The organism is Pseudomonas sp. RAC1 (assembly GCF_030658255.1).
Taxonomy (GTDB): domain Bacteria; phylum Pseudomonadota; class Gammaproteobacteria; order Pseudomonadales; family Pseudomonadaceae; genus Aquipseudomonas; species Aquipseudomonas boreofloridensis.
The window spans coordinates 1-25,570 of sequence record NZ_JAUTXS020000022.1; the positions used below are offsets into that span (position 1 = coordinate 1).

The following is a 25,570-nucleotide window of genomic DNA, read 5'->3' on the forward strand; positions in this document are numbered from 1 at the left end:
TGTCGGTGTTCGACCTCACGCAGAACGCCGAGCAGGACAACAAGAACGAAGAGGCCAAGGAGTACCTGGCGCGCCTGGTGGCGGCCAACCATAACCAGTTGGGCCTGAAGGACCAGTTCGAACTGGCCTTCGAGATCACCAAGATCAACAGTCAGCCGGTGATCCACGCCGACATCGACGGCGCCGCCTCCAACGGCACCACCATGACCATCAAGGCGCTGACCAACATGTACCTGTTGCTGCACCTGATGGATGGCGACACAAGGCCGCTCCTACAGGGGCGCGCTCGACTCCAGCGTCATCGAGCGCAACATCAGCGCAGTTTCACTGTTGCGCCCACGGCCGGATCGGAATTGCCGTCACCGCATTCTGCGGGCTGCCTTCGACGATACGGTCGCTGTACACCAAATACACCAGCGTGTTGCGCTTCTTGTCGAGGAAGCGCACCACCTGCATGGTCTTGAACACCAGCGAGGTGCGCTCCTTGAACACCACCTCACCGTCCTTGAGCTCGGTCTTGAAGCTGATCGGCCCGACCTGACGACAGGCGATGGAAGCCTCGGCGCGGTCTTCGGCCAGGCCCAGCCCACCCTTCACCCCGCCGGTCTTGGCCCGCGACAAGTAGCAGGTCACACCCTCCACCTTGGGATCGTCGAAGGCCTCGACCACGATACGGTCATTCGGCCCAAGGAACTTGAACACCGTCGACACCTGACCGATTTCATCGGCCCCAGCCACCATCGGCAGCGCCAGCGCGGCCACGGCAATCATCCTTTTCAGCATGTGCGAACTCCTCAGACCAGTACCAAATTGTCGCGGTGCACCAGCTCCGGCTCGGCGCTGTAGCCCAGCAGACGCTCGATGGCATCGGACGGCTGACCGATGATCTTCTGCGCCTCCAGGGCGCTGTAGTTGGCCAGGCCGCGTGCCACTTCAAGACCGTCCGGGCCCACGCAGACCACCATTTCGCCGCGCCGGAAACTGCCCTGCACGGTCTTCACGCCGACCGGCAGCAGACTCTTGTGCGACTCGCGCAGGGCCTTGACGGCACCGGCATCGAGCATCAGCGTGCCACGGGTCTGCAGATGGCCGGCCAGCCATTGTTTGCGCGCCGCGAGCATGCCGCGCTCGGGCGACAGCAGCGTGCCCAGGCGCTCGCCGGCCTTGAGCCGATCGAGCACGCGCTCGATGCGCCCGCCGATGATGATGGTATGGGCACCGGAACGGGCTGCCAGGCGCGCGGCGCGCAGCTTGGTCTGCATGCCACCGCGACCGAGCGCGCCACCGGTGCCGCCGGCCACGGCATCGAGCGACGGGTCGTCGGCACGGGCTTCATGGATGAGCTGGGCTTCGGGGTTATTGCGCGGGTCGGCGTCGAACATGCCGTCGCGGTCGGTGAGGATCACCAGCAGGTCGGCCTCGACCAGATTGGCCACCAGCGCCGCCAGGGTGTCGTTGTCGCCAAAACGGATCTCGTCGGTGACCACGGTGTCGTTCTCGTTGATCACCGGCACCACACCCAGGTCGACCAGGGTGCGCAGGGTACTGCGGGCGTTGAGGTAGCGCTTGCGGTCGGACAGGTCGTCGTGGGTCAGGAGGATCTGTGCGGTGTGCTTGCCGTGCTCGCCGAAGCTCGACTCCCAGGCCTGCACCAGACGCATCTGGCCGATGGACGCGGCAGCCTGCAACTCGTTCATCGCGCTGGGTCGGGCAGTCCAGCCCAGTTGGCTCATGCCCGCGGCCACGGCCCCGGAGGACACCAGCACCAGTTCCACGCCCGCTTCGCGCAGCGCCACCATCTGCTCGACCCAGACCGCCATCGCACCACGATCCAGGCCCTTGCCGTCGGCGGTCAGCAGCGCACTGCCGATCTTCACGACCCAGCGCCGGGCGCCCGTCACCTTGCTTCGCATCTTCTCTTCCAACCCATGTCGAATCTGTAGATACCAAAACGCCGCTCATTCGAGCGGCGTACCGTGAGAGGGTGTTGAGGCCATCGCGGGACAAGCCCGCTCCCACAAGGATCGCAGCGGACCTGTGGGAGCGGGCTCGTCCCGCGATGGGCTCAACGCCCAAGCCTGATCACGGCACACTACTCGAAGAGCGGCGTTCAGTGTACTGCAACCGGTCAGTCGCGCACGTAAATGATTTCCGGGCCGTCTTCGTCGTCCTCGAAGTCGTCCCAGTCGTCATCGTCGCCGATGTCATGCACGCTCTTGACCCCGGTGCGGCGCAGGGTGCGGGCGTCATCCAGGGCTTGCAACTGGGCCCGGGCCTCGTCTTCGATGCGCTGGTCGAGCTCGTTGAGCTCGGCGGCATAGGCCGGATCGTTGGCCAGGCGGTCGGCGCGGTCTTCCAGGTAACGCATGAGGTCGTGGCTGAGCTGCTCGGTGCCCTGCTTGGCGATGGCCGAAATCACGTAGACCGGGCCTTCCCAGTTCAGGCGCTCGACCACTTCCTTGACCCGCGCGTCGCGGTCCTCGTCCATGATCATGTCGGCCTTGTTCAGCACCAGCCAGCGCTCGCGGTCGACCAACGCCGGGCTGAACTGCGCCAGTTCGTTGATGATCACTTCGGCGGCATCGGCCGGGCTGCTTTCATCCAGCGGCGCCAGGTCGACCAGGTGCAGCAGCACGCGGGTACGCGCCAGGTGCTTGAGGAAGCGGATACCCAGGCCGGCGCCTTCGGAAGCCCCTTCGATCAGGCCGGGGATGTCGGCGATGACGAAGCTCTTCCAGCGGTCGACGCTGACCACGCCCAGGTTCGGCACCAGGGTGGTGAACGGGTAGTCGGCGACCTTCGGCTTGGCGGCCGAGACCGAGCGGATGAAGGTGCTCTTGCCCGCATTGGGCAGACCCAACAAGCCGACATCGGCCAGCACCTTCATTTCCATCTTCAGGTCACGCTGCTCGCCCGGCTTGCCTGGCGTGGTCTGGCGCGGCGCACGGTTGGTGCTGGACTTGAAGCGGGTGTTGCCCAGGCCGTGCCAGCCGCCCTGGGCGACCATCAGCTTCTGGCCGGGGGTGATCAGGTCACCGATGATCTCCTGGGTGGAGGCGTCGATCACCGTGGTGCCGACCGGCACGCGCAGGTACAGGTCCTCGCCCTTCTTGCCGGTGCAGTCGGTGCTGCCGCCATTCTGCCCGCGCTGGGCTTCGTGGTGGCGGGTGTAGCGGTAGTCGACCAGGGTATTGAGGTTCTCGTCGGCCACCATGAACACCGAGCCGCCGTCGCCACCGTCACCGCCGTTGGGACCACCGTTCTCGATGAATTTTTCGCGGCGGAAGCTCATGCAACCGTTACCGCCGTCACCGGCTTTTACCCGGATCGATACTTCGTCAACAAACTTCATTCAAAACCGCCTCTCGCCGAACGACGAGTTGAAAACCAGAAAACCTTGAGGCTCTTGCAAAAATGAGCGCGGCGGCCCCGTACGAACCAGAAACCAACGCCGGCAGCCCAGACAAACAGCTTTGCAAGAGGCTCACCACAAACGAAAAAGCCCCGTCGCATGACGGGGCTTCTGGAGCGACGTCGCGATCAGGCGGCGACGATGCTCACATAGCGGCGGTTGAACTCGCCTTTCTTCTCGAACTTGATCACGCCGTCGATCTTGGCGAACAAGGTGTGGTCCTTGCCCATGCCAACGCCGTAGCCAGCGTGGAATTCGGTACCGCGCTGACGGACGATGATGTTGCCCGGCTTGATGACCTGGCCGCCATACATCTTCACGCCAAGGCGTTTCGATTCTGAGTCGCGACCGTTACGAGTACTACCACCAGCTTTTTTGTGTGCCATGGTTCAATTCTCCAATAAATTCAGGGGATCGTGGCAATTAAGCCTGGATACCGGTGATTTTGATTTCGGTGAACCACTGGCGGTGGCCCATGCGCTTCATGTGGTGCTTACGACGGCGGAACTTGATGATGCGAACCTTGTCGTGGCGGCCTTGCGAAACGACTTCGGCCACTACTTTAGCGCCAGCAACGACTGGAGCACCGATGGTGACGGCGTCACCGTTGGCAACCAGCAGAACGCGATCGAAGGTCACGGATTCGCCAGTGGCGACTTCCAGTTTCTCGATCTTGAGGAATTCACCTTCAGCGACTTTGTACTGCTTGCCGCCGGTAACGATTACTGCGTAGGACATTTTGAATCTCCGATAATCCTGCTCACCCAGCGCTTTATATGATGAGTATTGGCTGGCATGGCTGCACGAGGCTGGAACGGCCCGGTGCAATTGCGTAAGGCAGGTGCTGCCCAGGAAGTTAGGGTGCGCGATTGTACGCAACCGGTCGAAGCCTTGCAAGTGCCGGCCCTGCGGCGCAGGCGGCGCGCCTTGACACACCGGGACCCGCGACCTAGCATGCCGCGCAACCTCAATGGAGCAGCCGATGCAACCCCAATCCTTCTACCGCGCGGTGGCTGACGATTTCAGTGCCGTCGACGAGATCATCAAGAAGCAGCTGACCTCGCGCGTGCCGCTGGTATCGAAGATCGGCGACTATATCACATCGGCCGGTGGCAAGCGCCTGCGCCCGCTGCTGGTACTGCTGTGCGGCAAGGCCCTGGGCCGCGAAGGCGACGACCTGCGCCTGCTGGCCGCGACCATCGAGTTCCTGCACACCGCCACGCTGCTGCACGACGACGTGGTGGACATGTCCGGCATGCGCCGCGGCCGCTCCACCGCCAATGCCCTGTGGGGCAATGCGCCCAGCGTGCTGGTGGGCGACTTCCTCTATTCGCGTTCGTTCGAGATGATGGTCGAACTGGGCTCGATGTCGGTCATGCAGATCCTCTCCAAGGCCACCCGGGTGATCGCCGAGGGTGAAGTGCTGCAACTGTCGCGGGTACGTGACGCCAGCACCAGTGAAGAGGTGTACATGGACGTCATCCGCGGCAAGACCGCCATGCTCTTCGAGGCCTCCACCCACAGCGCCGCGGCGCTGGCCGGTGCCAGCGAGCAGCAGCGTGAAGCCCTGCGTACCTTCGGCGACCACCTGGGCGTGGCCTTCCAACTGGTCGACGACCTGCTCGACTACAAGGGCGACTCCGAGACCCTGGGCAAGAACGTCGGCGACGACCTGGCCGAAGGCAAGCCCACCTTGCCACTGATCTACACCATGCGCGAAGGCACTGCCGAGCAGGCCGCATTGGTGCGCCAGGCCATCCAGAAAGGCGGCCTGGAAGACCTCGAGCAGATCCGCCTGGCCGTCGAAGCCTCCGGCGCGCTGGACTACACCGCGAACCTGGCCCGAGACTACGTCGCCCGCGCCATCGCCTGCCTGGAAGTGCTGCCGGCGAGTGACTATCGCGATGCGCTGGTGGAGCTCAGCGAGTTTGCGGTCGCGCGTACGCACTGACCGATAGACCCCATCGTGCTTATCGCGGGGCAAGCCCGCTCCCAGGATCGTCGTCATCCTGTGGGAGCGCGCCTGCCCCGCGCTTGCGTTGGCCCAGAGAAAATACCTCTGCGCGGCAAAACCTTATACAATGTGCGCCTTTGATCCCCCTATCTACCAAGGAACCGAAGTGAGCACTTTGCCGCCCTGCCCCGCCTGCAACTCCGAATACACCTACGAGGATGGCACCCAGCTGATCTGCCCCGAATGCGCCCACGAATGGTCGGCCAGCGGCGAAGCCGAGGTGGCCAGCGACGACGTGGTGAAGAAGGACTCGGTCGGCAACGTCCTGCAGGACGGTGACACCGTTACCGTGATCAAGGACCTCAAGGTCAAAGGCTCGTCGCTGGTGGTCAAGGTCGGCACCAAGGTCAAGAACATCCGCCTGTGCGATGGCGATCACGACATCGACTGCAAGATCGACGGTATCGGTGCCATGAAGCTCAAGTCCGAGTTCGTGCGCAAGGTCTGACCTGCCGCCGCCGGACTGCCCACGGGCGGTCCGGCCGGGTCCTGCAACGGGGTCCGCTGCACCATTTGGCAGAATTCGGCTAATAGACACTTGCTATTCTGATAATAAGAATTATTCTCATTGGAAATCGCTCTCCAAGGAGAATTGCCGTGACCTACCTGATCGACGCCTGGCTCGACCGTCCCCATCCCTACCTGCGCATCCTGCACCGCGAGACCGGCGAAGTCTGCGCCGTGCTCGAAGAAGAAGCGCTCGACGAACTGCGCGACCAGGGCGACCTGGATCTCACTGGGCTGAATTCGAGTGAACCGGGGGTGCTGAAAGAGGTGGTGCGCAACCTGTTCCTGTTCTGCTATGCACGGGCGTTGCGCCCTGGCGGAACCGATTGGAATTGAGTGTGGCAGGGCCGACGACATCCCAGGGTGAACCCGCCGCCTGCCGGCACGGGCTTACCCTGGGATGAATACGCCGTGGTCTTACAGAACGTCGAGCAGCTCGACGTCGAACACCAGTGTGCTGTGCGGCGGGATGCTGCCCACGCCTTGGGCGCCATAGGCCAGTTCGCTCGGCACGTACAGGCGCCATTTGCTGCCGGCATTCATCAGTTGCAGCGCCTCGGTCCAACCGGCGATCACGCCACCGACCGGGAATTCGGCTGGCTGGCCGCGCTCGTAGGAGCTGTCGAACACGGTGCCGTCGATCAAGGTGCCGTGGTAGTGAGTGCGCACGTTGTCTTCACGGCTCGGTTTGGCGCCGCTGCCGGCGGTCAGCACTTCGAACTGCAGACCCGAGGCCAGGGTGGTGACTCCGTCGCGCTTGGCGTTGTCGGCCAGGAACTGCTTGCCAACGGCAGCAGCGGCTTCGGCCTTGGCCGCCGCTTCGGCCTGCATCACTTCGCGGATGACCTTGAAGCTGGCAGACAGGTCCGCCTCGCTGACACGGCTGTCGGCGCCATTGAAGGCGTCGGTCAGGCCCGCCAGGATCGCTTCCAGGCTCACGCCCGGCGGCGGGTTGTCACGCAGTTGGCCACCCAGCTGACGGCCGATGCCGTAGCTGACGCGGGTTTCGTCGGTGGACAGATTCAGTTCGGACATTGCTCGCTCCACTTGAGGGCGCCTGACATCCGCGCCCTTCGTCAAAAGGGCGAGCAGCCTAACATTGGGCAGCGGGAGGCTGCCAGCGGCAAGCTACAAGCTGCAAGCTGCAAGCTGCAAGCTGCAAGCGAGAGCCCATCACCTATCCGCTCTTTCTTGCCGCTTGAAGCTCGAAGCTTGCCGCTCAATGCTTGGTGAGCTTGTCCAGGTAGCCCATGACGAACGCAGACACCACGAAGGTCATGTGGATGATCACGTACCACATCAGGTAATCGGTGGAGATGTTCTGCGCGTCCATGAACACCCGCAGCAGGTGGATCGAGGAGATGGCGACGATGGAGGCGGCGACTTTCATCTTCAGCGACGAAGAGTCCATCTTGCCCAGCCAGTTGAGCTTCTCCTTGTTGTCGTCGATATCCAGTTGCGAGACGAAGTTCTCGTAGCCGGAGATCATCACCATCACCAGCAAGCCGCCGACCAGCGACATGTCGATCAACGACAGAATCACCAGGATCAGGTCGGCTTCGCTGAGTGAGAAAACGCTGGGCAGGACGTGGATCACTTCCTGGAAGAACTTCAGCGCCAGGGCCAGCAGGCCCAGGGACAGACCGAAGTAGATCGGCGCGAGCAGCCAGCGTGAGGCATACATCGCATTTTCGAGAATACGTTCCATGGAGGCTAGGGACTCGTGAATGACGCACATAGGGCGCGCGAGTATAGCCAGCCACCTGTGACAGCAAAAGCCCGCAGCGTTGCCTCAGCGACGTTCAGTTGTCCGGACGGAAGCGGTAGTCACCCAGGTTGCGGCAGCGGTCACCATTGATCTGACGCAACTGTGCCTGCAGATGCAGACACCAGATCTGTGGGTCATCGCTGAGCTGGTAGCCGTGCAGGGTGAGGCTGTCGACCACGGCGTTCATCACCGATTCGGCCACCTGCGGACCGTGGAACGGGCCTTGGGCCTTGATGGCCGATGGCTGCTCACCGGCCATGCCGGCGGCGAACAGCAAGGTCCACAGGCCATTGTCGCCGGCCAGCGGACGAATGCTGCACTCGATACGGGTCACCAGGCCGAGGCACTGGCGGGTAAGGCTGAGGTTGCGCATGGCAGCGTCCCCTCCTTCAAAGCCCTGTTCAGCCTGCAACCGGCAGGCTGTTTTCATCCTGAACCCTGAAAGCGTCCTTAGTTCCAGCCTAGACGCCTACAGGTCGAGTTGGAAAACCGGCGCCGAACGGTAGCCACTGGCCGCCAGCGCCGGTTTGTTGACTCAGGCGGGCTTGGCCTGGGCCACCATCTCCTCCAGCCGTTCCTTCTCGGCGTCCTTGATGTCTTCCTCGCTGATCATCTCGGCGATGACCCGCAGGCGCTCCACCACACGCGCATTGACGCTGCCTTCGGGGAACTCGCCGTTTTCGTCCGGCGTGCCGGCTTCTTCGCCCACCAGCAAGCTCAGCGCCTCGTCGGCCTGGCTGACGGCGTACACATGGAAGCGCCCCGCCTCCACCGCCTGCAGCACCCGCTCGTCGAGCATCAGCGTGGCGACGTTGGCGCGCGGAATGATTACCCCCTGCTCGCCGGTCAGGCCGCGTGCCTCGCACAGCCGGAAGAAGCCTTCGATCTTCTCGTTGACCCCACCGACCGCCTGCACTTCGCCGAACTGGTTGATCGAACCGGTAATGGCGAAGCATTGCTTGAGCGGCGTGCGCGACAGCGCCGAGATCAGCGTACAGGCCTCGCCCAGCGAGGCACTGTCGCCATCGACGTAACCGTACGACTGCTCCAGGGCGATGCTCGCCGAAATGGCCAGGGGGAATTCCTGGGCGTAGCGGCTGCCCATGTAACCGGTGAGGATCATCACGCCCTTGGAGTGGATCGGCTGACCGAGGTTGACTTCGCGCTCGATGTCGACGATGCCGCTGCCACCGGGATAGACCGTGGCCGAGATCCGCGCCGGCATGCCGAACGCCGAGTCGCCCACCTCCAAGACGGTCAGGCCGTTGCACTTGCCGATGGCTGCGCCTTCGCTGTCGATCAGGATGATGCCGGCGAGCATGTCGTCGAGGACTCGCTGCGACACCCGACCGGTGCGCGTGGCCTTGGCCTTGAGCGCCCGCTCGATGTGCCCGGCGTCGGTCATCTCGTCACCGGCCAATTGGCGAATGAAGTCGGCCTCGCTGACCAACTGGAACAGGTCGCCGATGCGCGCCGACAGCCGCGCCTGGTTCTCTGCCAGGCGTGCGCTGAAGGTGGCCAGGCGCGCCACCGCATCGCTGGTCAGCGGCGCCATGCCTTCCTCGTTGGTGCGCGTGCGCAGCAACTGGGCGAACTGCTCCAGGTTCTCGTCGACCATCGGCATGTCTTCGTCGAAGTCGACCAGGACGCGGAACATCTCCTGGAAATCTGGATCGTGGTCCTGCAGGGCGTAATAGAGCTGGCGTGAGCCGATGATCACCAGCTTGACGTTGAGCGGGATCATCTGCGGCGTGAGGGTGACGGTGGCGATACGCCCCAATTCGCCGAGCGGCGACTCCATCTTCAGCTTGCGCGATTGCAACGCGCGCTTGAGGGCATCCCAGACGAAGGGCTCGCCGAGCATTTTCTCGGCTTCGAGAATCAGGAAGCCGCCGTTGGCCCGGTGCAGAGCCCCAGAGCGCAGTTGCCGGTAGGAGGTGGAAAGCGCGCCCTGGTCGGTGCTGTATTCGATGCGCCCGAACAGGTTGTCGTAGGTCGGATGCGGCTCGAACACCACCGGCGCGCCGCCGTCCAGCGGATGACCGACCACCAGGCTCGGCGCGTATTGCTCTTCGAGCATCTTGCGCGCCACGGCGTCGGTCTTGGCATCGTCGACCAGTTGCTCGACCACGGTGCGCAGCAGGTTCAACTGCATCGATTGCAGGTAGGCGCACACCGCCGCGTTCTCGGCGTACTTCTCCGACAACGGCGCCAGCAGCGGTTGCAGGGCCAGGGTGATGGTTTCTTCGTTGAGCTCGCGCAGTTGATTGTTCGACTCGCGCTTCCACTGCGGCAGGCTGGACAGCTCCTCGTTGAGGCGCTCCTCCAGCGCGGCGATGTCCTCGTGGAACTGTTCGCGCACCTCTTCGGGCAACTGGGCGAACTCGGCTTCATCCAGCGCCTTGCCGTCGGCCATGGGGGTGAACGCCACGTTGCTGGCGTCGCGGTACAGCGCCACGCCCTTTTCCAACGACGCCCGCTCGATCACATCCAGGGCGCGGTCATAGCGTTGGTTGAAGGCGCGGTCGATGGCGCCTTTCTTCTGCTGGTAGGCCGGGTGTTCGAACACCGCCGGGAAGGTCGCCAGCAGGTTGCCGATCAGGCCATTCATGTCGGCGATGAACTCGCTGGCGCTGGCTGACGGCAACTCCAGGGCACGCGGCTCGCGCAGGTCGTCGAAGTTGTTGACGTAGACCCAGTCCGACGGCGTCTTCTGGCGCTTGCCTTCGGCCTTCAGGTAGCGTTTGACGAACGAGAAGCGGCCGGTGCCGGGCTCACCCATCACGAAGACGTTGTAACCAGGCCGCGGCATGGCCACGCCGAACTGCAGGGCCTCGACGGCACGTTCCTGGCCCAGTACTCCGCGAAACGGCTCCAGATCGTCGGTGTGGGTGAAGGCGAACTGCTCGGGCGTGAAACGCCGGGTCAGGGCTTCGGGCGCCAGACGCAGGCGCGCGGCAACGGGATCGGGCATCGGGTTTCCTTACTTCGGCGGGGCGGATGAAGGCATTCTGGGGCTGTGGGCGCGCGCCTGGCAAGGCTCGCCTAGACTTTATGTCGCAGCGCAAAAAGCGCGTGCAATAGAATTTTTCGCAATCGCTGACGCAACTAATGGTTAGCGCCTAAACTCCAAACTGCGCGGGTGGGTATCATGCTTTCCCGCCTGGCAATGAACTGCCAGACAACCCTGATCATTGATACGTATCGAAAAAGAGAATAACGCTATGAAACGGATTCTTCTGGGTACCTTGTTCGCCGCGGTTTCGATCAACGCCATGGCAGAAGCGCCAGGCGGCCCGAACTGCGGTTGGGGCAACCTGCTGTTCGAAGGCCAGCGCGGCACGCCGGCGCACTTCCTGGCTTCCACCACCAACGGCACCTCCGGTAACGCCACCTTCGGCATGACCTCCGGCACCAACGGCTGCTCCACCAAGGCTGCGCTGACCTACGGCGGCAAATCCTGGCTGGCCATGAACGGCACCATGAACGAGCTGTCCGAAGACATGGCGCAAGGCCAGGGCGAAGCCCTGACCACCTACGCCGTGGTCATGGGCGTGAAACCAGAAGACCGCGCGCGCTTCGCCTCGGTCACTCACGACCACTTCCAGCAGATCTTCAGCAGCGCCAACGTCACTGCCGAAGACGTTCACAGCAACACCATCGCTGTTCTGAAAAACGACCCGCAACTGGCCAAGTACGCCACCGAGGCGTAAGTTCGGCCCATCCCGCCCCACACGGGGCGGGATTCGTTCGCCTTCCTTTGGCACCTTTCAGAAGTAGTTGCCCCACATGCTCAAACGCCTCGCCTACCTGACGCTATGCGCCTGCGCGCCCGCCTATGCGACCCCTTCGCTGGACGAAGCCCGCGTGCAACGCCTGGCCGCCGATCGCTACTGGATCGCCCTGGGCCATTACGAGACCGCCAAGCTCGGCGGTTGGCGCAGTTATGTGGACGATGACAAATTCTTTCTCGCCGCCGATGGCGCCCATCACCCGGACCGCGAGCTGCGGGCCACGGTCGATGCGCTGTACGCGCCGGCGAGCCTGGGCGACAAGCACGCCCAATGCGTTTTCCCGGCGCGCACCCGCTGGCTGCGCGAGCAACTGCAGCTCACCGACCTGCCCACGCCGGACTGCCAGGAATACCAGCGCTGGTACGCCGACGTGGCGCCGCACAGCGCGGTGCTGATCTTCCCGGCGGCGTACTTGAACAGCCCGTCCTCGATGTTCGGCCACACCCTGCTGCGCATCGACAAGGCCGACACCCGCAGCAACGACACCACGCTGCTCAGCTACGCGATCAACTTCGGCGCCTACATCGAAGGCAGCGACAACAGCATCCTCTACGCCTGGAAAGGCCTGATGGGCGGCTACCCCGGACTGTTCGCGATGATGCCGTACCAGGAAAAACTCTCCGAGTACCGCAGCCTGGAGAACCGCGACCTGTGGGAGTACCAGCTGGACCTGACGCCGGAAGAGACCGGGCGCATGGTCGAGCACGTGTGGGAACTCAAGCAGGTGCAGTTCGACTATTTCTTCTTCGACGAGAACTGCTCCTACCGGTTGCTGGAGCTGCTGCAAGTGGCGCGCCCCGGCCTGGACCTGACCTCGCAGTTCCCGCTCACCGCCATCCCCACCGACACGGTCAAGGCGGTCAAGCAGTCCGGCCTGGTCTCGGACGTGCGCTACCGGCCTTCGCGCGAGCGCGAATTGCTGGCCCGCGCCGAGCCGCTCGACCACGACGAGAAACAGCAAGTGCTGGCGGTCAGCGCCGACACCGCGCAGTTGCAAAGCCCGGCCTTCACCGCCCTGCCCCGCGAGCGCCAGGCCTTGGTGCAGGACGCCGCCTATCGCCTGGAGCGTTACCGCGCTACCGGCCAGGAACGCGACCCCGAGCAAGCCAAGCGCAGCTTCGAGCTGCTGCGGGCGATCAACCGCAACCCGCCACCACCGCTGGACATCCAGCGCCCCGGCCTGCCCGAAGACGGTCACCAGTCGCGCACCTGGCAACTGGGCGTCGGCACCCGCGAGGACCGTGCCTTCGCCGAGTACGGCCTGCGCATGGCCTACCACGACCTCAACGACAACGCCTATGGCTTCCCGCTGGGTGCGCAGATCGAGATCCTCCAGCTCAAGCTGCGTCAATACGAACACAATGAATGGCAGGTCCAGCGACTGGACCTGGCCACCATCCGCTCGCTGACGCCACGCAACGAGCTGCTCAAGCCCTGGTCCTGGCAGGTTGCAGGCGGCTTGGAACGGGTACCGGGCAAACACGACGACGAGGTGCTGGTCAGCCACGTCAACGGCGGTGGCGGTGGGACCTGGCAACTGGCCGATGGGCTGCTCGGCTTTGCCCTGGGCACGGTCCGCGTCGAGCACAACAACGACTTCGCCGAATTCGTCTCGCCAGCGGCCGGCTTCAATGGCGGTCTGTTGTGGCGCAACGGCTTGGGCAACATGACCCTGGAAGCCAAAGGTGACTACTTCACCAATGGCGAAGTGCGTCGCAGCCTGAGCCTGAACCAACAGTGGGAAATTTCCCAGAACCTGGGCCTGCGGCTCAGCGCCAAGCGCGAGTTCAGCCACCTGGCCAGCGCACAGAACGAAGTGATGCTGGAGTTGAAGTGGTACCAGTACTGAGCCTGTCCGCAAGACTGCCGGCCTCGCGAATGAACACGCCACCTCGGTAGGCACCGCGTAAAGATCGCAATCCGGTTACGGCATTTTGACATCGCCGCGACAATTCCCGGCCTAGACTCTCCTTATCTCCCGGAGGTCCAGTGTCCATGTCGCGGTATGGCTTCGCTCTGTGCTTCACCCTGCTGCTGGTTGGCTGCCAGTCCACCCACGAACAGATGCTCCATCAAGGCTATCCGCCCGCCTACGCCGACGGTTTTCAAGACGGCTGCGGCAGCGGTCGCCAGGCGGCGGGGTTGATGGTCGGCGATTTTCGCAAGGACGTGCCGCGCTACCTGCACGAACGTCAGTATGAAACCGGCTGGGACGATGGCTTTCGCCAGTGCAACGCAATGCAGAACAGTGAAGACCTTCGCCAGTACCGCGAACGTTACTGGGATGAGCGTGACCGCGATTGGCAAAAGGAAAAAGACCGTGACGCTGCGCGCGCTTATCGCCACAACTGAGTCGGCCACAGGCATCCGCTGAAACCCCGCCTCCCCCACCATGGTCTGCTGATAAAGGAGGCCATTCATGAGTCGAGCATTCGTCAACGAGGACCAGGCCGCCGCCCAGGCGAGCCAGCCGGTGGAACGCCGGGTCAGCGACCAACCCAACTACGTCACCGCCAGCGGACTGGCACAACTGCAGCAACGCGTCGCTGATCTTGAGGCCCTGCGCAGCCGCCTGAAGGCCGAAGGCGAACGCGCCGACAAACAGCAGTTGGCCGACACCGAGCGCGACCTGCGCTACTTCCGTGCGCGGGTACAAAGCGCCCAAGTGGTGCCGCGTGCCCATTCCGAGGAGAAGGTGCAGATCGGCAGCCGCGTGCGGTTCGTCGACGAGCAGGATGAAGAGCATGCCGTGCAGTTGGTCGGCGAAGACCAGGCCGATGCGGCACACGGCCTGGTCAACTGGGGCTCGCCATTGGGTCGTGCGTTGCTGGGGGCCAAGCCGGGGGATGAGGTGCTGTGGCGCCGGCCTAGGGGCGATGTGAACATCGCAATCCTGGCCGTTGAGATCGGTGGCTGACTGACCGACACGTCATCAACGTGTCTCGCTGCCTCGCCATCTCTTAGGCCTGGCTCGGAATGGCCCATGTGCGCAGAAGCTCCAGGCGCCTTGACGCTGCCGACGCTGCGTGCAAAACCGCCTGGAGCGCGATTGCGACCGTTGCCAGAAGGTATTCGCCTTGCCTGAGCTTCGTGTCAAGGCTGTTCAGACAGGCCTAGCATTTCTATCAGTTGTTGGATAGGCGAAGCCGCCTCTAAGTTAAGTGGCCATGTTGGCACAACATGCAGAGGGACTTGACCATGTCAACCACGAAGCCCAATTCAGCACCTGCTACCCCGCTCGAAGAAGTCATCATCGATGACTCCGAAGGCAAGGACTCAGTCAACAGTGACCTGGCGACCTTCGCCCAGCACGTCAAGAAGACCTACCCGGCCGACACCAATGATCCACAGCGACCCTTCATCCAAGGCGCGCTGATTGGCGTCGGTAACGCAGACCTCGGCATCAACGACGAAGTGGTAGAGCAGTACAACGACAGCGTACTGGTCATCGTGCCGCCGTACAAAGGTATGACGGCGGGCGAGCTGGTAGTCGTCTTTTGGAATGATGTCATCGTCAGCCTCAAGCTGATCGACAAAAACGATGTGGGTCACTACCTGACGTTACGCGTTGACGGCGCAGATATTCCAAAAGGGAGTCGCACGCTGTCCTACCATGTTCAAGATGACGGCAAGATTCGCTTGACCTCGCCAAGCAGCAAGACGTTGTTCCGAATTGGACAGCCGGGTGTCGATGGCGCCAAGGGTGTCGACGAAGAACTCAGCGCGCCCATCGTCACCCTGCCTGCATCGAAAGTGATCGGTGCGGCCGACGCGAAAGCCAAAATCAAGGTGACCGTTCCTCCCTACCTGAGTATGAATGTATCGGACGTGATCACGCTGTACTGGGGCGATGAAACGATCGACCATGTCGTCACGGCGGCAGAGGTGGGCAAGCCGGTGGTCATCATGGTCGATGAAGCCGTCATCAAGAAAGCAGGGGACAGCAAGCAACTGCCCGTTTACTACTTCGTCACCGACGTAGTGGGCAATGAATCTGAATGGTCGAAAGATGCCTTCGTGCATGTGCAGCTGCAACCCGCTCCACTGACCGCCCCCGTGGTGGTCGGGGCTGACGGCAAGGTCAATACCACCGGCAAGATCGACCTGACCACGTTGGGCAGCGACCATGTGCTGATCCGGATTACAGGCCAGTTCAAGGCCAAGGACCTGATCACGCTCAACTGGAACGGAACCACCGGTACAGGACAGGTCATTCCCGTAACCTACGGGCCTGAGGAAGTAACCAAAGACAGCACTCAGCTGGAGTTCAAGGCGCCGTTCGAAGCGCTGGCAGCGCTATCCGGCGGTAGCACGCGCCTGACCTATACACTGAAACGAAACGGCACCGAGACCACCTCCGAGGCAGCGTTCATTGATATCGAGGGTGAAGCGGTCGGCCTCCCCCCGCCTGTGCTTAACAAAGACAAGAACGAGGATTACTGGATCGGTGCCGACCACACGGTTTTGCACGTACGCATACCGGTCGAAGCCGGACTCAAGGAAGAGGACGAAGTGACGGTACGCTGGATCGGCGTCACCTCGGACAACAAACCCTTGGTCCTGAGCAGCAAGATGATCAGGGTGAGCAAGAGCCGGGTGGGCAAAGTGCTGTCCGTGCAGTTACGGGGTTCGGTGTTCCTCAAGCCTCTGGACGGCGGTTGGGTGGACGTTTTCTACCAGATCAAACGAGGGGAGAAAATCATCGAGTCCGATTCGGCCAGGTATGACATCGGATACCTGTCAGAAACACTGCCCGCACCGTTCACCGAGCAAGCCCTGCCCAGTAACGTGCTGGATCCCGAATTGCCAGAGTATGAATACGACCTGGAGATCTTCATTCCCAAAACAGCGACTCAACCGACGCCCTGCACGGTAACGCTGTATTGGGAAACGTCCGAGGGCGGTTACTTCGAAGACGAACAGCGCTTGCAAGCCGGCGACGAAGTCAGCCCCTTCCAAGTGCCTGCAGAGTACTTGAACGTGAAGGGCGACATCCCAGTCAAGGTGACGGTCTACTATATCGTCAGTTGGGAGAATGACGATAAACCGGACCAGGCCTCGCAAGACTTCGTCTTCAATATGGCCACCCAAGCCATGCTGCAAAAACTCAGCGGCCCACTGACAGTTCCGGCGTTTCCCAACGGCTCGATTGACCTGAGCAAAATTACGCACACCGGCTTGGTCATCGAAGTGCCGCATTATCACAATATGGCGGTCGGTGACGTCATCAGCATCAAATTCGGCAACACCATCCTCAAAAGCCAACAGGTCACCACACTGGGTAAACAGTCCATCACTCTCACGCTTGCAGACGTGGCGAAACTGAATACACAGGAGGTGGTGCTGAGCTACCATGTCGAGCGTCACCCTTCGGGCGATACGTTTACCTCACAACCCTCCTCGTTCACGATGAAGGGGAGCCTGATCCTGTCGGCGCATTATGAAAATTTCAACTACTACTCTTCTCAGTTCAGCTTCAGACGGAACGCTCCAGTCAACTACTATCTCTGCACCGTAGAACTGCTAAGTGGCAGTGCCTCCCAGCCATTTAATTGGAATCCCAGTTGGTTTCCTACGACGGGCGCCCTCATATATGCACACCAACATAGTCAGGTGTTATTCCGGCTAAAAGTACGGGCACGTTCGATAGCGTTTGATATCGCGGACGCGTCGAGAGTCCCAAGCCGAGTGGAGTTTTTCGATGACAACGGTCGGCTGATTGGCTCGATAACTACCCCAGCGTTCACCAACTATCCATCTGCCGGCTATACGATCTATAGCACGCGAGTGTCTTACATCACGCCTGGCGAGCTGATCAGTTCGTTCAAGTTCATTGATGGCGGTGGAGATACGTTCATCGATAACCTGGTCTTGAACTACGTCTGATCGGCATCTCGCCTGCGAGGTGTACGGCCCGCGAGGCGCCGTACACCTGGGTTCAACAGGGGCTAAGCCTCACACCACCCCTTGCGCCAACATCGCATCGGCCACCTTGACGAAGCCTGCAATGTTGGCCCCCTTCACATAATTGACCGAACCATCCGCCTCTTGCCCGTAATGCACGCACGCATGGTGAATCGACTGCATGATCGCGTGCAGCTTGCTGTCCACCTCGCCCGCGGTCCACAGCAGGCGCATGGCGTTCTGCGACATCTCCAGCCCCGACACCGCCACGCCGCCGGCATTGGACGCCTTGCCCGGTGCGAACAGCGTTCCGGCCTCGATGAACAGGTCCACCGCCGCCAGCGTGGTCGGCATGTTGGCGCCTTCGGCCACGCACAGGCAGCCATTGCTCAGCAGCGCGCGGGCGTCCTCCAGGTCCAATTCGTTCTGCGTGGCGCACGGCAAAGCGATATCGCACGGCAGGCTCCAGGGCGTCTGGCCCTTGCGGAACTCAAGGCCAAAGTGCTCGGCCAGCTCGCTGATGCGACCGCGCTTGACGTTCTTGAGCGCCAGCAGCGCATTCCACTGCTCGTCGTTCAAACCCGCTTCGCAGAACAGCGTGCCTTCGGAGTCGGACAGGGAAATGACTTTGCCGCCCAGGTCCATCACCTTGCGCGCGGCGTACTGGGCGACGTTGCCCGAGCCGGAAATCGCCACCCGGCGACCGTCGATGCGCAGGCCTTGGCGCTTGAGCATCTCTTCGGCGAAGTACACGCAGCCGTAGCCGGTGGCTTCGGGGCGGATCAGGCTGCCGCCGTAGGTCATGCCCTTGCCGGTCAGCACCGAGGTGAACTGGTTGGCCAGGCGCTTGTACTGGCCGAACAGGAAGCCGATTTCGCGGGCGCCGACGCCGATGTCACCGGCCGGTACGTCCAGGTCGGCACCGATGTGCCGGTACAGCTCGCTCATGAAGGCCTGGCAGAAGCGCATCACTTCGGCGTCGCTCTTGCCCTTGGGATCGAAATCAGAGCCGCCCTTGCCGCCGCCCATGGGCAACGAGGTCAGGGAGTTCTTGAACACCTGCTCGAAGGCCAGGAACTTGAGCACGCCCAGGTTCACCGACGGGTGGAAGCGCAGGCCGCCCTTGTACGGGCCGATGGCGCTGCTCATCTGGATGCGATAACCCCGGTTGACCTGCACCTTGCCTTGGTCGTCGACCCACGACACGCGAAACAGCACCGCGCGCTCCGGCTCGACCATGCGCTCGAGAATGCCGGCCTGCAGGTAATGGGGGTTGGCTTCGAGGAACGGCCAGAGGCTGCGTAGCACCTCTTCGACGGCCTGGTGGAACTCTGGCTGGGCAGGGTCACGCTGCTTGAGGCGTGCGAGGAAATGGTCGACGGATTCGATCATGGTAGACATCTCACCAAGAGGATTGGACTTATTGATTTTTCCGGACTCTAGCAAGAAGCCATCGCACTGTAACAGGGCGAAATGTCGTTTTTTTGAATTTTTTTGGTGCGATTATATAAATGTATACAAATGCTACAGCGCTCTTGAGGACACAGCAGGCCAGCTCTGCAACGGCCATTTTCGGCTGTGGCACACCGCTGCAACGCCAACTCGCCTAACAGCCAGGCACAAAAATGGGGCCTCTTAGGGCCCCATCGTTGTGCATCCGACGCTGAGTTACTGCGCCAGCTTCTTGTGCCGTACGCGGTGCGGCTGGGCAGCGGCGTCGCCCAGGCGCTTCTTGCGATCGGCTTCGTACTCGGTGTAGTTGCCCTCGAAGAACACCACGTTCGAGTCGTCCTCGTAGGCCAGGATGTGAGTCGCCACACGGTCCAGGAACCACCGGTCGTGGGAAATCACGATGGCCGCGCCTGGGAAGTCCAGCAGCGCTTCCTCCAGCGAACGCAGGGTTTCGACGTCCAGGTCGTTGGACGGTTCGTCGAGCAGCAGGACGTTGCCGCCCTCCTTCAGGGTCAACGCCAGGTGCAGACGACCACGCTCACCGCCGGACAGGTCCTTGACGAACTTCTGCTGGTCGCCGCCCTTGAAGTTGAAGCGACCGACATAGGTACGCGACGGAATCTCGTAGCTGCCGATACGGATCTGGTCGGAGCCGTCGGAGATCTGCTGGAACACGGTCTTGGCACCGTCCAGGTCCTCGCGGCTCTGGTCGACGCAGGCCAGTTGCACGGTTTCGCCGATCTCGATGCTGCCCGAGTCCGGCTGCTCCTTGCCCATGATCATGCGGAACAGGGTGGATTTACCGGCACCGTTCCCGCCGATCACGCCGACGATGGCGCCCTTGGGCATGGCGAACGACAGGTTGTCGATCAGTACGCGATCGCCGTAGCCCTTGCTGACGTTCTTGAACTCGATGACCTTGTCGCCCAGGCGCGGACCGGCCGGGATGTAGATCTCGTTGGTTTCGCTGCGCTTCTGGAATTCCTGCGACTGCATTTCCTCGAAACGCTGCAGACGGGCCTTGGACTTGGACTGGCGGGCCTTGGCGCCTTTGCGCACCCACTCCAGTTCTTCCTTCATGGCCTTCTCGTGGGCGCTCTGTTGCTTGGATTCCTGCTCCAGGCGCGAAGACTTGGCTTCCAGCCAGCCGGAATAGTTGCCCTCGTACGGAATGCCGGCGCCACGGTCGAGCTCGAGGATCCAGCCCGCGACGTTGTCGAGGAAGTAGCGGTCGTGGGTGATGGCCACCACGGTGCCGGGGAAGTCGTGCAGGAAGCGCTCGAGCCAGGCCACCGAGTCGGCGTCCAGGTGGTTGGTCGGTTCGTCCAGCAGCAGCATGTCAGGGGCCGACAGCAGCAGGCGGCACAGGGCCACACGGCGCTTCTCGCCACCGGACAGGTGCTCGATGCGCGCGTCCCAGGCCGGCAGGCGCAGGGCGTCGGCGGCCACGTCCAACTGGCGCTCCAGGTTATGGCCGTCGGCCGCTTGCAGGATGGCTTCGAGCTTGGCCTGCTCGGCGGCCAGCTTGTCGAAGTCGGCGTCCGGATCGGCGTAGGCCGCGTAGACTTCGTCCAGGCGCGCCTGGGCGTCCTTGATCACGCTGACCGCTTCCTCGACCACTTCACGCACCGTCTTGCTCGGGTCCAACTGCGGCTCCTGGGGCAGGTAGCCGACGTTGATGTCGGGCATCGGACGGGCTTCGCCGTCGAATTCCTTGTCCACGCCCGCCATGATCCGCAGCAGGGTCGACTTACCGGCGCCGTTCAGGCCCAGCACGCCGATCTTGGCCCCGGGGAAGAACGACAGGGAGATGTTCTTGAGGATTTCCCGCTTCGGCGGCACGACCTTGCTCAGCCGATGCATGGTGTAGACGTATTGAGCCATTCCAGGCACCTCGATGATGATGAGTGAATCCCGTTGAGCCGCGCCAGGACGCGTTGACGGCATGGGAGAGAACACGTGCCGCGCGCCTGGGCGCGCCAATGGAGGCCTACTGGCCCCGCTGCGCTCGGATGTCCTGGCGCTCGCAGCCAAGCCGGGCATTATGTCCGCCCCGCTGTGCCAACTCAACCGCGGCACCTGCACTGGGGCAAGGCGGCGCGGTGGCGTGAATCCAGCGCACGGCTGAACAGAGTGCCGCTGGCTACGTCACGTCCATGCCAGGAACCCTCGAACGCCCGACCTCAGACGTGCCGCTGCCTACCCTTGCCACGCGGCAGCCGCGACTGCCCTTGCTGCTCGGCCAAGCGTGCGGCCCATTCGGCCTTGGCGCTGAACCCTCCCGCACGGGCCGGCGTCTGCACGGTCTTGCCAGCCGGTTTGCTGGCGGGCTTGGTCACTGCCTTGGGCGCTGGCGTGCCTTGAGCCGCGACGGCTGCAGCCACCGCCACCGGCTCGACCGCGGCCTTGGCCGACTTGCGCAGCTCGGCCAGCGATGGGCTCTTGCGCACCGCCGTCGCAGCCTCGGGCTTGGCTAACGAGCGCTGACAGGATTTGCACGACACCTGTTCGGCCACGGCCGTGCTGGCCAGCGTCTGGCTGCTGCGCCCGCAGGCGGAATCGAGACCATTGGTGGAATAGTGGATAACCAAACCGAGCTTCTCCGATGCATTGACTATGAAACGGCCGGCATTCTCGCACAGCTTGCCCACCGTGCAGAACGTCACACCGTCCGGCGAATGGCGGTTTAGGGGCTGGCACTTAGCCATAATCCAAGGCATGCTAGCCGCTTTCGTGCGACCGGCCTATAGTGCGCCACGGCGGCCTGCCGCGTGCATGCCTGCCCCTGCCTACGCCAGCCCAATCGCAGGACCAACGCTTGACCCACTTCATTCGACCGCCTATTGAGTCACCGGCGTCGCCCGCCTCGTTGCGTGGCTCGCTCAAGGGTGCGCTCGCCCTGCTGGCCCTGGTGCTGCTCGGCCTGCTGGCCTGGCAACTGTTCTCGCAGTTCCGCCAGACCCAGATCGACGTGCGCGAGCAGAGCGTGGCAGCGGGCGAAGAGTTGGCCAATCACCTGACCTTGAGCATGGCTCTTGAGGCGCAACAGGCGATCAACCTGGTTCAGCCCTACGGCAATCCACCGTCGCCTGAAGCCCTGCCGGCGCTGCTGCAGTCCTTGCGCGAGCAACTGCCCAGCTTGCGCGACCTCGCCTGGCTGGACCGTGACGGGGCGATGCGCAGCGACAGCCTGAGCGCCAGCCCGGACCGCGAGGACATCGAGCGCCTGCTGCGCCAGAGTCAGGGCGCCGGCTTCTTCTATGACAATGCCACCGACCAGAGCCTGATCTACCTGCTGTTGCGCCAGTCCAGCGAGCCGACCTCTGGCTACTGGCTGCTGCGCCTGTCCAACGACTACTACCAGGTGCTGACTCGCCGATTCAATGGCGCACGGCATCCGCTGTGGCTATTGGAGAACAGCCGCGATGGCAGTGTGCTCGACACCAGCGCGAGCGCGCGTGGCGATCTGTCGGCCCTGCACAGCATCCTGCTGACCTTCATCGACAACAGCACCTGGCAACTGCGCGGGCTCTACGACCCCAACGCCGTGCGCAACAAGCTGCTGCCGCCGCTGCTGGGCAAGAGCCTGCTGGTGCTGTTCTGCGCGCTGCTGCCGGGCCTGGCGCTGATCAACATGCGCCGTCGCCACCGCGCCTTGCAGGAAGACCGTCGCCGCTATCAGGACATCTTCGACAGTACCGGCGTGGCCCTGTGCGTGCTCGACCTCTCCAGCCTGCCCGCTCAACTCGACCGTCACCACACGCGCAATCACACCGCGCTCAAGCACAGCCTGGCGCTGGAGCCGACCCTGCGGCGCAACCTGTTGCAGGAACTGAAAATCACCGAGATCAACCAGGTCGCCCGTCAGTTGCTCAACGTGTCCAGCAGCGAAGGGGCCTGGCAACGGCTGATCGAGGGCAGCGGCGAAGGCCGTGACAGCATCGGCATGCAGTTGCTCGACGCCCTGATCGAGCAGCGTGCCCAGTTCGAGATGGAAGTGCGCCTGCCCGCGCCCCAAGGCGGCGACCTGCACCTGTGGCTGATGGCCCGCCTGCCGCAGCAGCGCCGCGACTATCAGGCGGTGATCCTGAGCATCAGCGACATCACCAGCCGCAAGCAGGTGGAGCTGTCGCTGCTGGAGCGCGAAAGCTTCTGGTCGGACGTGGTGCGCACCGTGCCCGACCAGTTGTATGTGCAGGACGTGCACAGCCGGCGCATGATCTTCAGCAACCGTCACCTCGGCCAGACCCTGGGCTACGACCGCGCGGAACTGGCGCAGATGGGCGATCACTTCTGGGAGGTGCTGCTGCACCCCGAGGACGCCGACCAATACCAGCGCCTGCGCCAGTTGCGCCGAGACACCGGCCATAGCCAACTGCTGCACTGTCAGTTGCGTTTCCGTCACCGCGACGGCAACTGGCGCTGCTACGAGATCCGCGAACAGGCGCTGACCCGCGACAATGCAGGCCAAGTCACGCGGATCATCGGCGTGGGCAAGGACGTCACCGTACAGATCGAGGCCAGCCAGTCGCTGCGCGACAGCGAGCAGCGCTACCGCATGCTCGCCGAGAGCATCAGCGACGTGATCTTCTCCACCGACAGCGCGCTGCAACTGAACTACATCAGCCCGTCGGTGCACAGCGTGCTCGGCTACTCGGTGGACTACATCTTCGAGAACGGCTGGCCGACGGTGGTGGCCAACCCAGCCCAGCTCAGCGGTATCCATGCGCTGATGGAGCGGCTCACCCAGGCGCTGGGCAACCGCGAGCAACTGCAGGCCCTGCGCAGCCAATTGCCGACCCAGGTGTTTCTGTTCGACTGCCTGCGCGCCGATGGCCGCAAGATTCCCATCGAGCTGCGCCTGGTGCTGGTGTGGGACGACCAGGAGCATTTCGAAGGCCTGCTCGGCGTGGGCCGCGACATCAGCCAGCAGCGCCGCGCCGAAAAAGACCTGCGCATGGCCGCGACGGTGTTCGAGCACTCCACGTCGGCGATCCTGATCACCGACCCGGCCGGGTTCATCGTCCAGGTCAACGAGGCCTTCAGCCGGGTCAGCGGCTATGCGCCGGACGAGGTGCTCGACCAGCGCCCGAACATGCTCACCGTCGAAGGCCAACAGGACGCCCACCTGGGCTATGTGCTCAAGCAACTCAACCAGCGCGGCACCTGGGAAGGCGAAGTGTGGCTCAAGCGCCGCAGCGGCGAGCATTACCCGGCGTGGGTCGGCATTACCGCAGTGCTGGACGAAGAACGCGACCTGGCCAGCTACGTGTGCTTCTTCACCGACATCAGCGAGCGCAAGGCCAGCGAACAGCGCATCCACCGCCTGGCCTACTACGACGCCCTCACCCACCTGCCCAACCGCACGCTGTTCCAGGACCGTCTGCACACCGCGTTGCAACAGGCCGAACGGCACAAGTCGTGGGTGGTGTTGATGTTCCTCGACCTGGACCGCTTCAAGCCGATCAACGACTCCCTCGGCCACGCCGCCGGCGACCGCATGCTCAAGGACATGGCCGAGCGCCTGCTGGCCTGCGTCGACGAAGACGACACCGTGGCGCGCATGGGCGGCGACGAATTCACCCTGCTGCTGCAACCGCGCAGCAGCCGCGAGATGGCCCTGAACCGGGCGATCCATGTGGCCGAGAACATCCTCGGCAGCCTGGTGCGGCCGTTCGTGCTGGAGAGCCGCGAATTCTTCGTCACCGCCAGCATCGGCATCGCTCTGAGTCCGCAGGACGGCAACGAGCTGAGCCAGTTGATGAAGAACGCCGACACGGCCATGTACCACGCCAAAGAGCGCGGCAAGAACAACTTCCAGTTCTACCAGGCCGACATGAACGCCAGCGCCCTGGAGCGCCTGGAGCTGGAGAGCGACCTGCGCCACGCGCTGGAGCAGAACGAGTTCATCCTCTACTACCAACCGCAGTTCAGCGGCGACGGCAAGCGCCTGACCGGCGCCGAGGCGCTGCTGCGCTGGCGTCATCCGCGTCGCGGCCTGGTGCCGCCGGGCGATTTCATCCCGGTGATCGAGGAGCTGGGGCTGGTGGTGGATGTCGGCGACTGGGTGCTGCGTGAGGCCTGCCGCCAGCTCAAGGCCTGGCACAAGGCCAAAGTGCGGGTACCGAAGGTGTCGGTGAACATCTCCGCACGGCAGTTCTCCGACGGCCAGTTGGGCACGCAGATCGCCAGCATTCTCGAGGCCACCGGCCTGCCGCCGGCCTGCCTGGAGCTGGAACTGACCGAGAGCATCCTGATGCGCGAGGTCAACGAAGCCATGCACATCCTCGACAGCCTGAAGAAGCTGGGCCTGAGCATCGCGGTGGACGACTTCGGTACCGGCTATTCGTCGCTCAACTACCTCAAGCAGTTCCCCATCGATGTGCTGAAGATCGACCGTACCTTCGTCGACGGCCTGCCCGAGGGCGAGCAGGACGCGCAGATCGCCCGGGCGATCATCGCCATGGCCCACAGCCTCAACCTGGCGGTGATCGCCGAGGGCGTGGAGACCCACGAGCAGTTGGAGTTCCTGCGCGAGCACGATTGCGACGAAGTGCAGGGCTACCTGTTCGGTCGGCCAATGCCGGCGAACCAGTTCGAAGCCCAGTTCAGCAACGAAACGCTGTTCATGTTCCAGTAGCTCGAGCTGCCGCCCCGTCACGCCCTGCTTGCTCTGGGTAGGCACGCGCTGGGTTCTGCAAAAGGCTGCCCAGGATCCT

21 protein-coding genes and 1 pseudogene are annotated in these 25,570 nt (G+C 63.1%); 10 read left to right on the plus strand and 12 right to left on the minus strand.

Annotation, left to right across the window (positions count from 1 at the left end; all coding sequences use genetic code 11):
• Nucleotides 1-254: pseudogene (locus Q7C30_RS05035) on the plus strand (hypothetical protein); the annotation flags it as partial.
• 70 nt (nucleotides 255-324) lie between these two features.
• Here Q7C30_RS05035 and Q7C30_RS05040 read toward each other — a convergent pair.
• The 5 genes from Q7C30_RS05040 to rplU all read right to left on the minus strand — a co-directional run bounded on the left by Q7C30_RS05040 (nucleotide 325) and on the right by rplU (nucleotide 4,150).
• Nucleotides 325-783 (minus strand): CreA family protein, encoded by a 459-nt coding sequence (locus tag Q7C30_RS05040; protein ID WP_317870887.1) that lies wholly within the window; start codon nucleotides 781-783, stop codon nucleotides 325-327.
• Between the two features lie 11 nt (nucleotides 784-794).
• The gene (gene proB / locus Q7C30_RS05045; RefSeq protein WP_317870888.1) at nucleotides 795-1,913 is read right to left on the minus strand and encodes a glutamate 5-kinase; all 1,119 of its coding nucleotides are present in this window, start codon (nucleotides 1,911-1,913) and stop codon (nucleotides 795-797) included.
• A 215-nt stretch (nucleotides 1,914-2,128) separates the two neighbouring features.
• Nucleotides 2,129-3,352, minus strand: coding sequence for an Obg family GTPase CgtA (gene cgtA, locus Q7C30_RS05050; protein ID WP_039580292.1), 1,224 nt, complete (start codon nucleotides 3,350-3,352; stop codon nucleotides 2,129-2,131).
• Between the two features lie 188 nt (nucleotides 3,353-3,540).
• Complete coding sequence (gene rpmA, locus Q7C30_RS05055; protein WP_029614211.1) at nucleotides 3,541-3,798, minus strand: 50S ribosomal protein L27; 258 nt, start codon at nucleotides 3,796-3,798, stop codon at nucleotides 3,541-3,543.
• A gap of 37 nt (nucleotides 3,799-3,835) precedes the next feature.
• Complete coding sequence (gene rplU, locus Q7C30_RS05060) at nucleotides 3,836-4,150, minus strand: 50S ribosomal protein L21 (RefSeq protein ID WP_029614212.1); 315 nt, start codon at nucleotides 4,148-4,150, stop codon at nucleotides 3,836-3,838.
• Between the two features lie 244 nt (nucleotides 4,151-4,394).
• Between rplU and Q7C30_RS05065 the strand changes: the two genes are divergently transcribed.
• The 3 genes from Q7C30_RS05065 to Q7C30_RS05075 all read left to right on the plus strand — a co-directional run bounded on the left by Q7C30_RS05065 (nucleotide 4,395) and on the right by Q7C30_RS05075 (nucleotide 6,269).
• The gene (locus tag Q7C30_RS05065) at nucleotides 4,395-5,363 is read left to right on the plus strand and encodes a polyprenyl synthetase family protein (RefSeq protein WP_039580294.1); all 969 of its coding nucleotides are present in this window, start codon (nucleotides 4,395-4,397) and stop codon (nucleotides 5,361-5,363) included.
• Between the two features lie 169 nt (nucleotides 5,364-5,532).
• Nucleotides 5,533-5,874, plus strand: a complete 342-nt coding sequence (locus Q7C30_RS05070; protein ID WP_029614213.1) for a zinc ribbon domain-containing protein YjdM — start codon at nucleotides 5,533-5,535, stop codon at nucleotides 5,872-5,874.
• Between the two features lie 149 nt (nucleotides 5,875-6,023).
• A complete protein-coding gene (locus Q7C30_RS05075) occupies nucleotides 6,024-6,269 on the plus strand; it encodes a hypothetical protein (protein WP_029614214.1) in 246 nt (81 codons plus the stop codon).
• 81 nt (nucleotides 6,270-6,350) lie between these two features.
• Here the strand turns inward: Q7C30_RS05075 and Q7C30_RS05080 are convergent, their stop codons facing one another.
• The 4 genes from Q7C30_RS05080 to Q7C30_RS05095 form a co-directional block, all read right to left on the minus strand.
• A complete protein-coding gene (locus Q7C30_RS05080; RefSeq protein WP_039580298.1) occupies nucleotides 6,351-6,968 on the minus strand; it encodes an FKBP-type peptidyl-prolyl cis-trans isomerase in 618 nt (205 codons plus the stop codon).
• 184 nt (nucleotides 6,969-7,152) lie between these two features.
• Nucleotides 7,153-7,641, minus strand: coding sequence for a TIGR00645 family protein (locus tag Q7C30_RS05085; protein ID WP_317870889.1), 489 nt, complete (start codon nucleotides 7,639-7,641; stop codon nucleotides 7,153-7,155).
• A gap of 94 nt (nucleotides 7,642-7,735) precedes the next feature.
• Complete coding sequence (locus Q7C30_RS05090) at nucleotides 7,736-8,074, minus strand: hypothetical protein (protein ID WP_029614217.1); 339 nt, start codon at nucleotides 8,072-8,074, stop codon at nucleotides 7,736-7,738.
• A gap of 162 nt (nucleotides 8,075-8,236) precedes the next feature.
• Complete coding sequence (locus tag Q7C30_RS05095) at nucleotides 8,237-10,675, minus strand: AAA family ATPase (RefSeq protein ID WP_317870890.1); 2,439 nt, start codon at nucleotides 10,673-10,675, stop codon at nucleotides 8,237-8,239.
• Between the two features lie 250 nt (nucleotides 10,676-10,925).
• Here Q7C30_RS05095 and Q7C30_RS05100 point away from each other — a divergent pair, with 250 nt between their 5' ends.
• From Q7C30_RS05100 to Q7C30_RS05120, 5 genes are all read left to right on the plus strand, one after another.
• On the plus strand, nucleotides 10,926-11,414 hold the full coding sequence (locus tag Q7C30_RS05100) for a DUF3015 domain-containing protein (protein WP_039580305.1): 489 nt from the start codon (nucleotides 10,926-10,928) through the stop codon (nucleotides 11,412-11,414).
• 76 nt (nucleotides 11,415-11,490) lie between these two features.
• On the plus strand, nucleotides 11,491-13,344 hold the full coding sequence (locus Q7C30_RS05105) for a DUF4105 domain-containing protein (protein ID WP_317870891.1): 1,854 nt from the start codon (nucleotides 11,491-11,493) through the stop codon (nucleotides 13,342-13,344).
• A 146-nt stretch (nucleotides 13,345-13,490) separates the two neighbouring features.
• Nucleotides 13,491-13,847 carry a hypothetical protein gene (locus Q7C30_RS05110; protein ID WP_317870987.1) on the plus strand — a complete coding sequence of 119 codons (357 nt, stop codon included), beginning with the start codon at nucleotides 13,491-13,493 and terminating at the stop codon, nucleotides 13,845-13,847.
• Nucleotides 13,848-13,914: 67 nt separating this feature from the next.
• Nucleotides 13,915-14,412, plus strand: a complete 498-nt coding sequence (locus Q7C30_RS05115; protein ID WP_317870892.1) for a GreA/GreB family elongation factor — start codon at nucleotides 13,915-13,917, stop codon at nucleotides 14,410-14,412.
• 281 nt (nucleotides 14,413-14,693) lie between these two features.
• Nucleotides 14,694-17,381, plus strand: coding sequence for a hypothetical protein (locus tag Q7C30_RS05120; RefSeq protein WP_317870893.1), 2,688 nt, complete (start codon nucleotides 14,694-14,696; stop codon nucleotides 17,379-17,381).
• Nucleotides 17,382-17,450: 69 nt separating this feature from the next.
• On the opposite strand, the gene gdhA is transcribed toward Q7C30_RS05120, so the two are convergent.
• The 3 genes from gdhA to Q7C30_RS05135 form a co-directional block, all read right to left on the minus strand.
• Nucleotides 17,451-18,791, minus strand: coding sequence for an NADP-specific glutamate dehydrogenase (gdhA, locus tag Q7C30_RS05125; RefSeq protein ID WP_317870894.1), 1,341 nt, complete (start codon nucleotides 18,789-18,791; stop codon nucleotides 17,451-17,453).
• A gap of 276 nt (nucleotides 18,792-19,067) precedes the next feature.
• Nucleotides 19,068-20,735: an energy-dependent translational throttle protein EttA gene (gene ettA, locus Q7C30_RS05130; RefSeq protein ID WP_039580317.1), complete on the minus strand. Its 1,668-nt coding sequence runs from the start codon at nucleotides 20,733-20,735 to the stop codon at nucleotides 19,068-19,070.
• A gap of 299 nt (nucleotides 20,736-21,034) precedes the next feature.
• Nucleotides 21,035-21,442 (minus strand): hypothetical protein, encoded by a 408-nt coding sequence (locus Q7C30_RS05135; RefSeq protein ID WP_317870988.1) that lies wholly within the window; start codon nucleotides 21,440-21,442, stop codon nucleotides 21,035-21,037.
• Nucleotides 21,443-21,669: 227 nt separating this feature from the next.
• Between Q7C30_RS05135 and Q7C30_RS05140 the strand changes: the two genes are divergently transcribed.
• Nucleotides 21,670-25,491, plus strand: coding sequence for an EAL domain-containing protein (locus Q7C30_RS05140; protein WP_317870895.1), 3,822 nt, complete (start codon nucleotides 21,670-21,672; stop codon nucleotides 25,489-25,491).
• The last annotated feature ends 79 nt before the right edge of the window (nucleotides 25,492-25,570 follow it).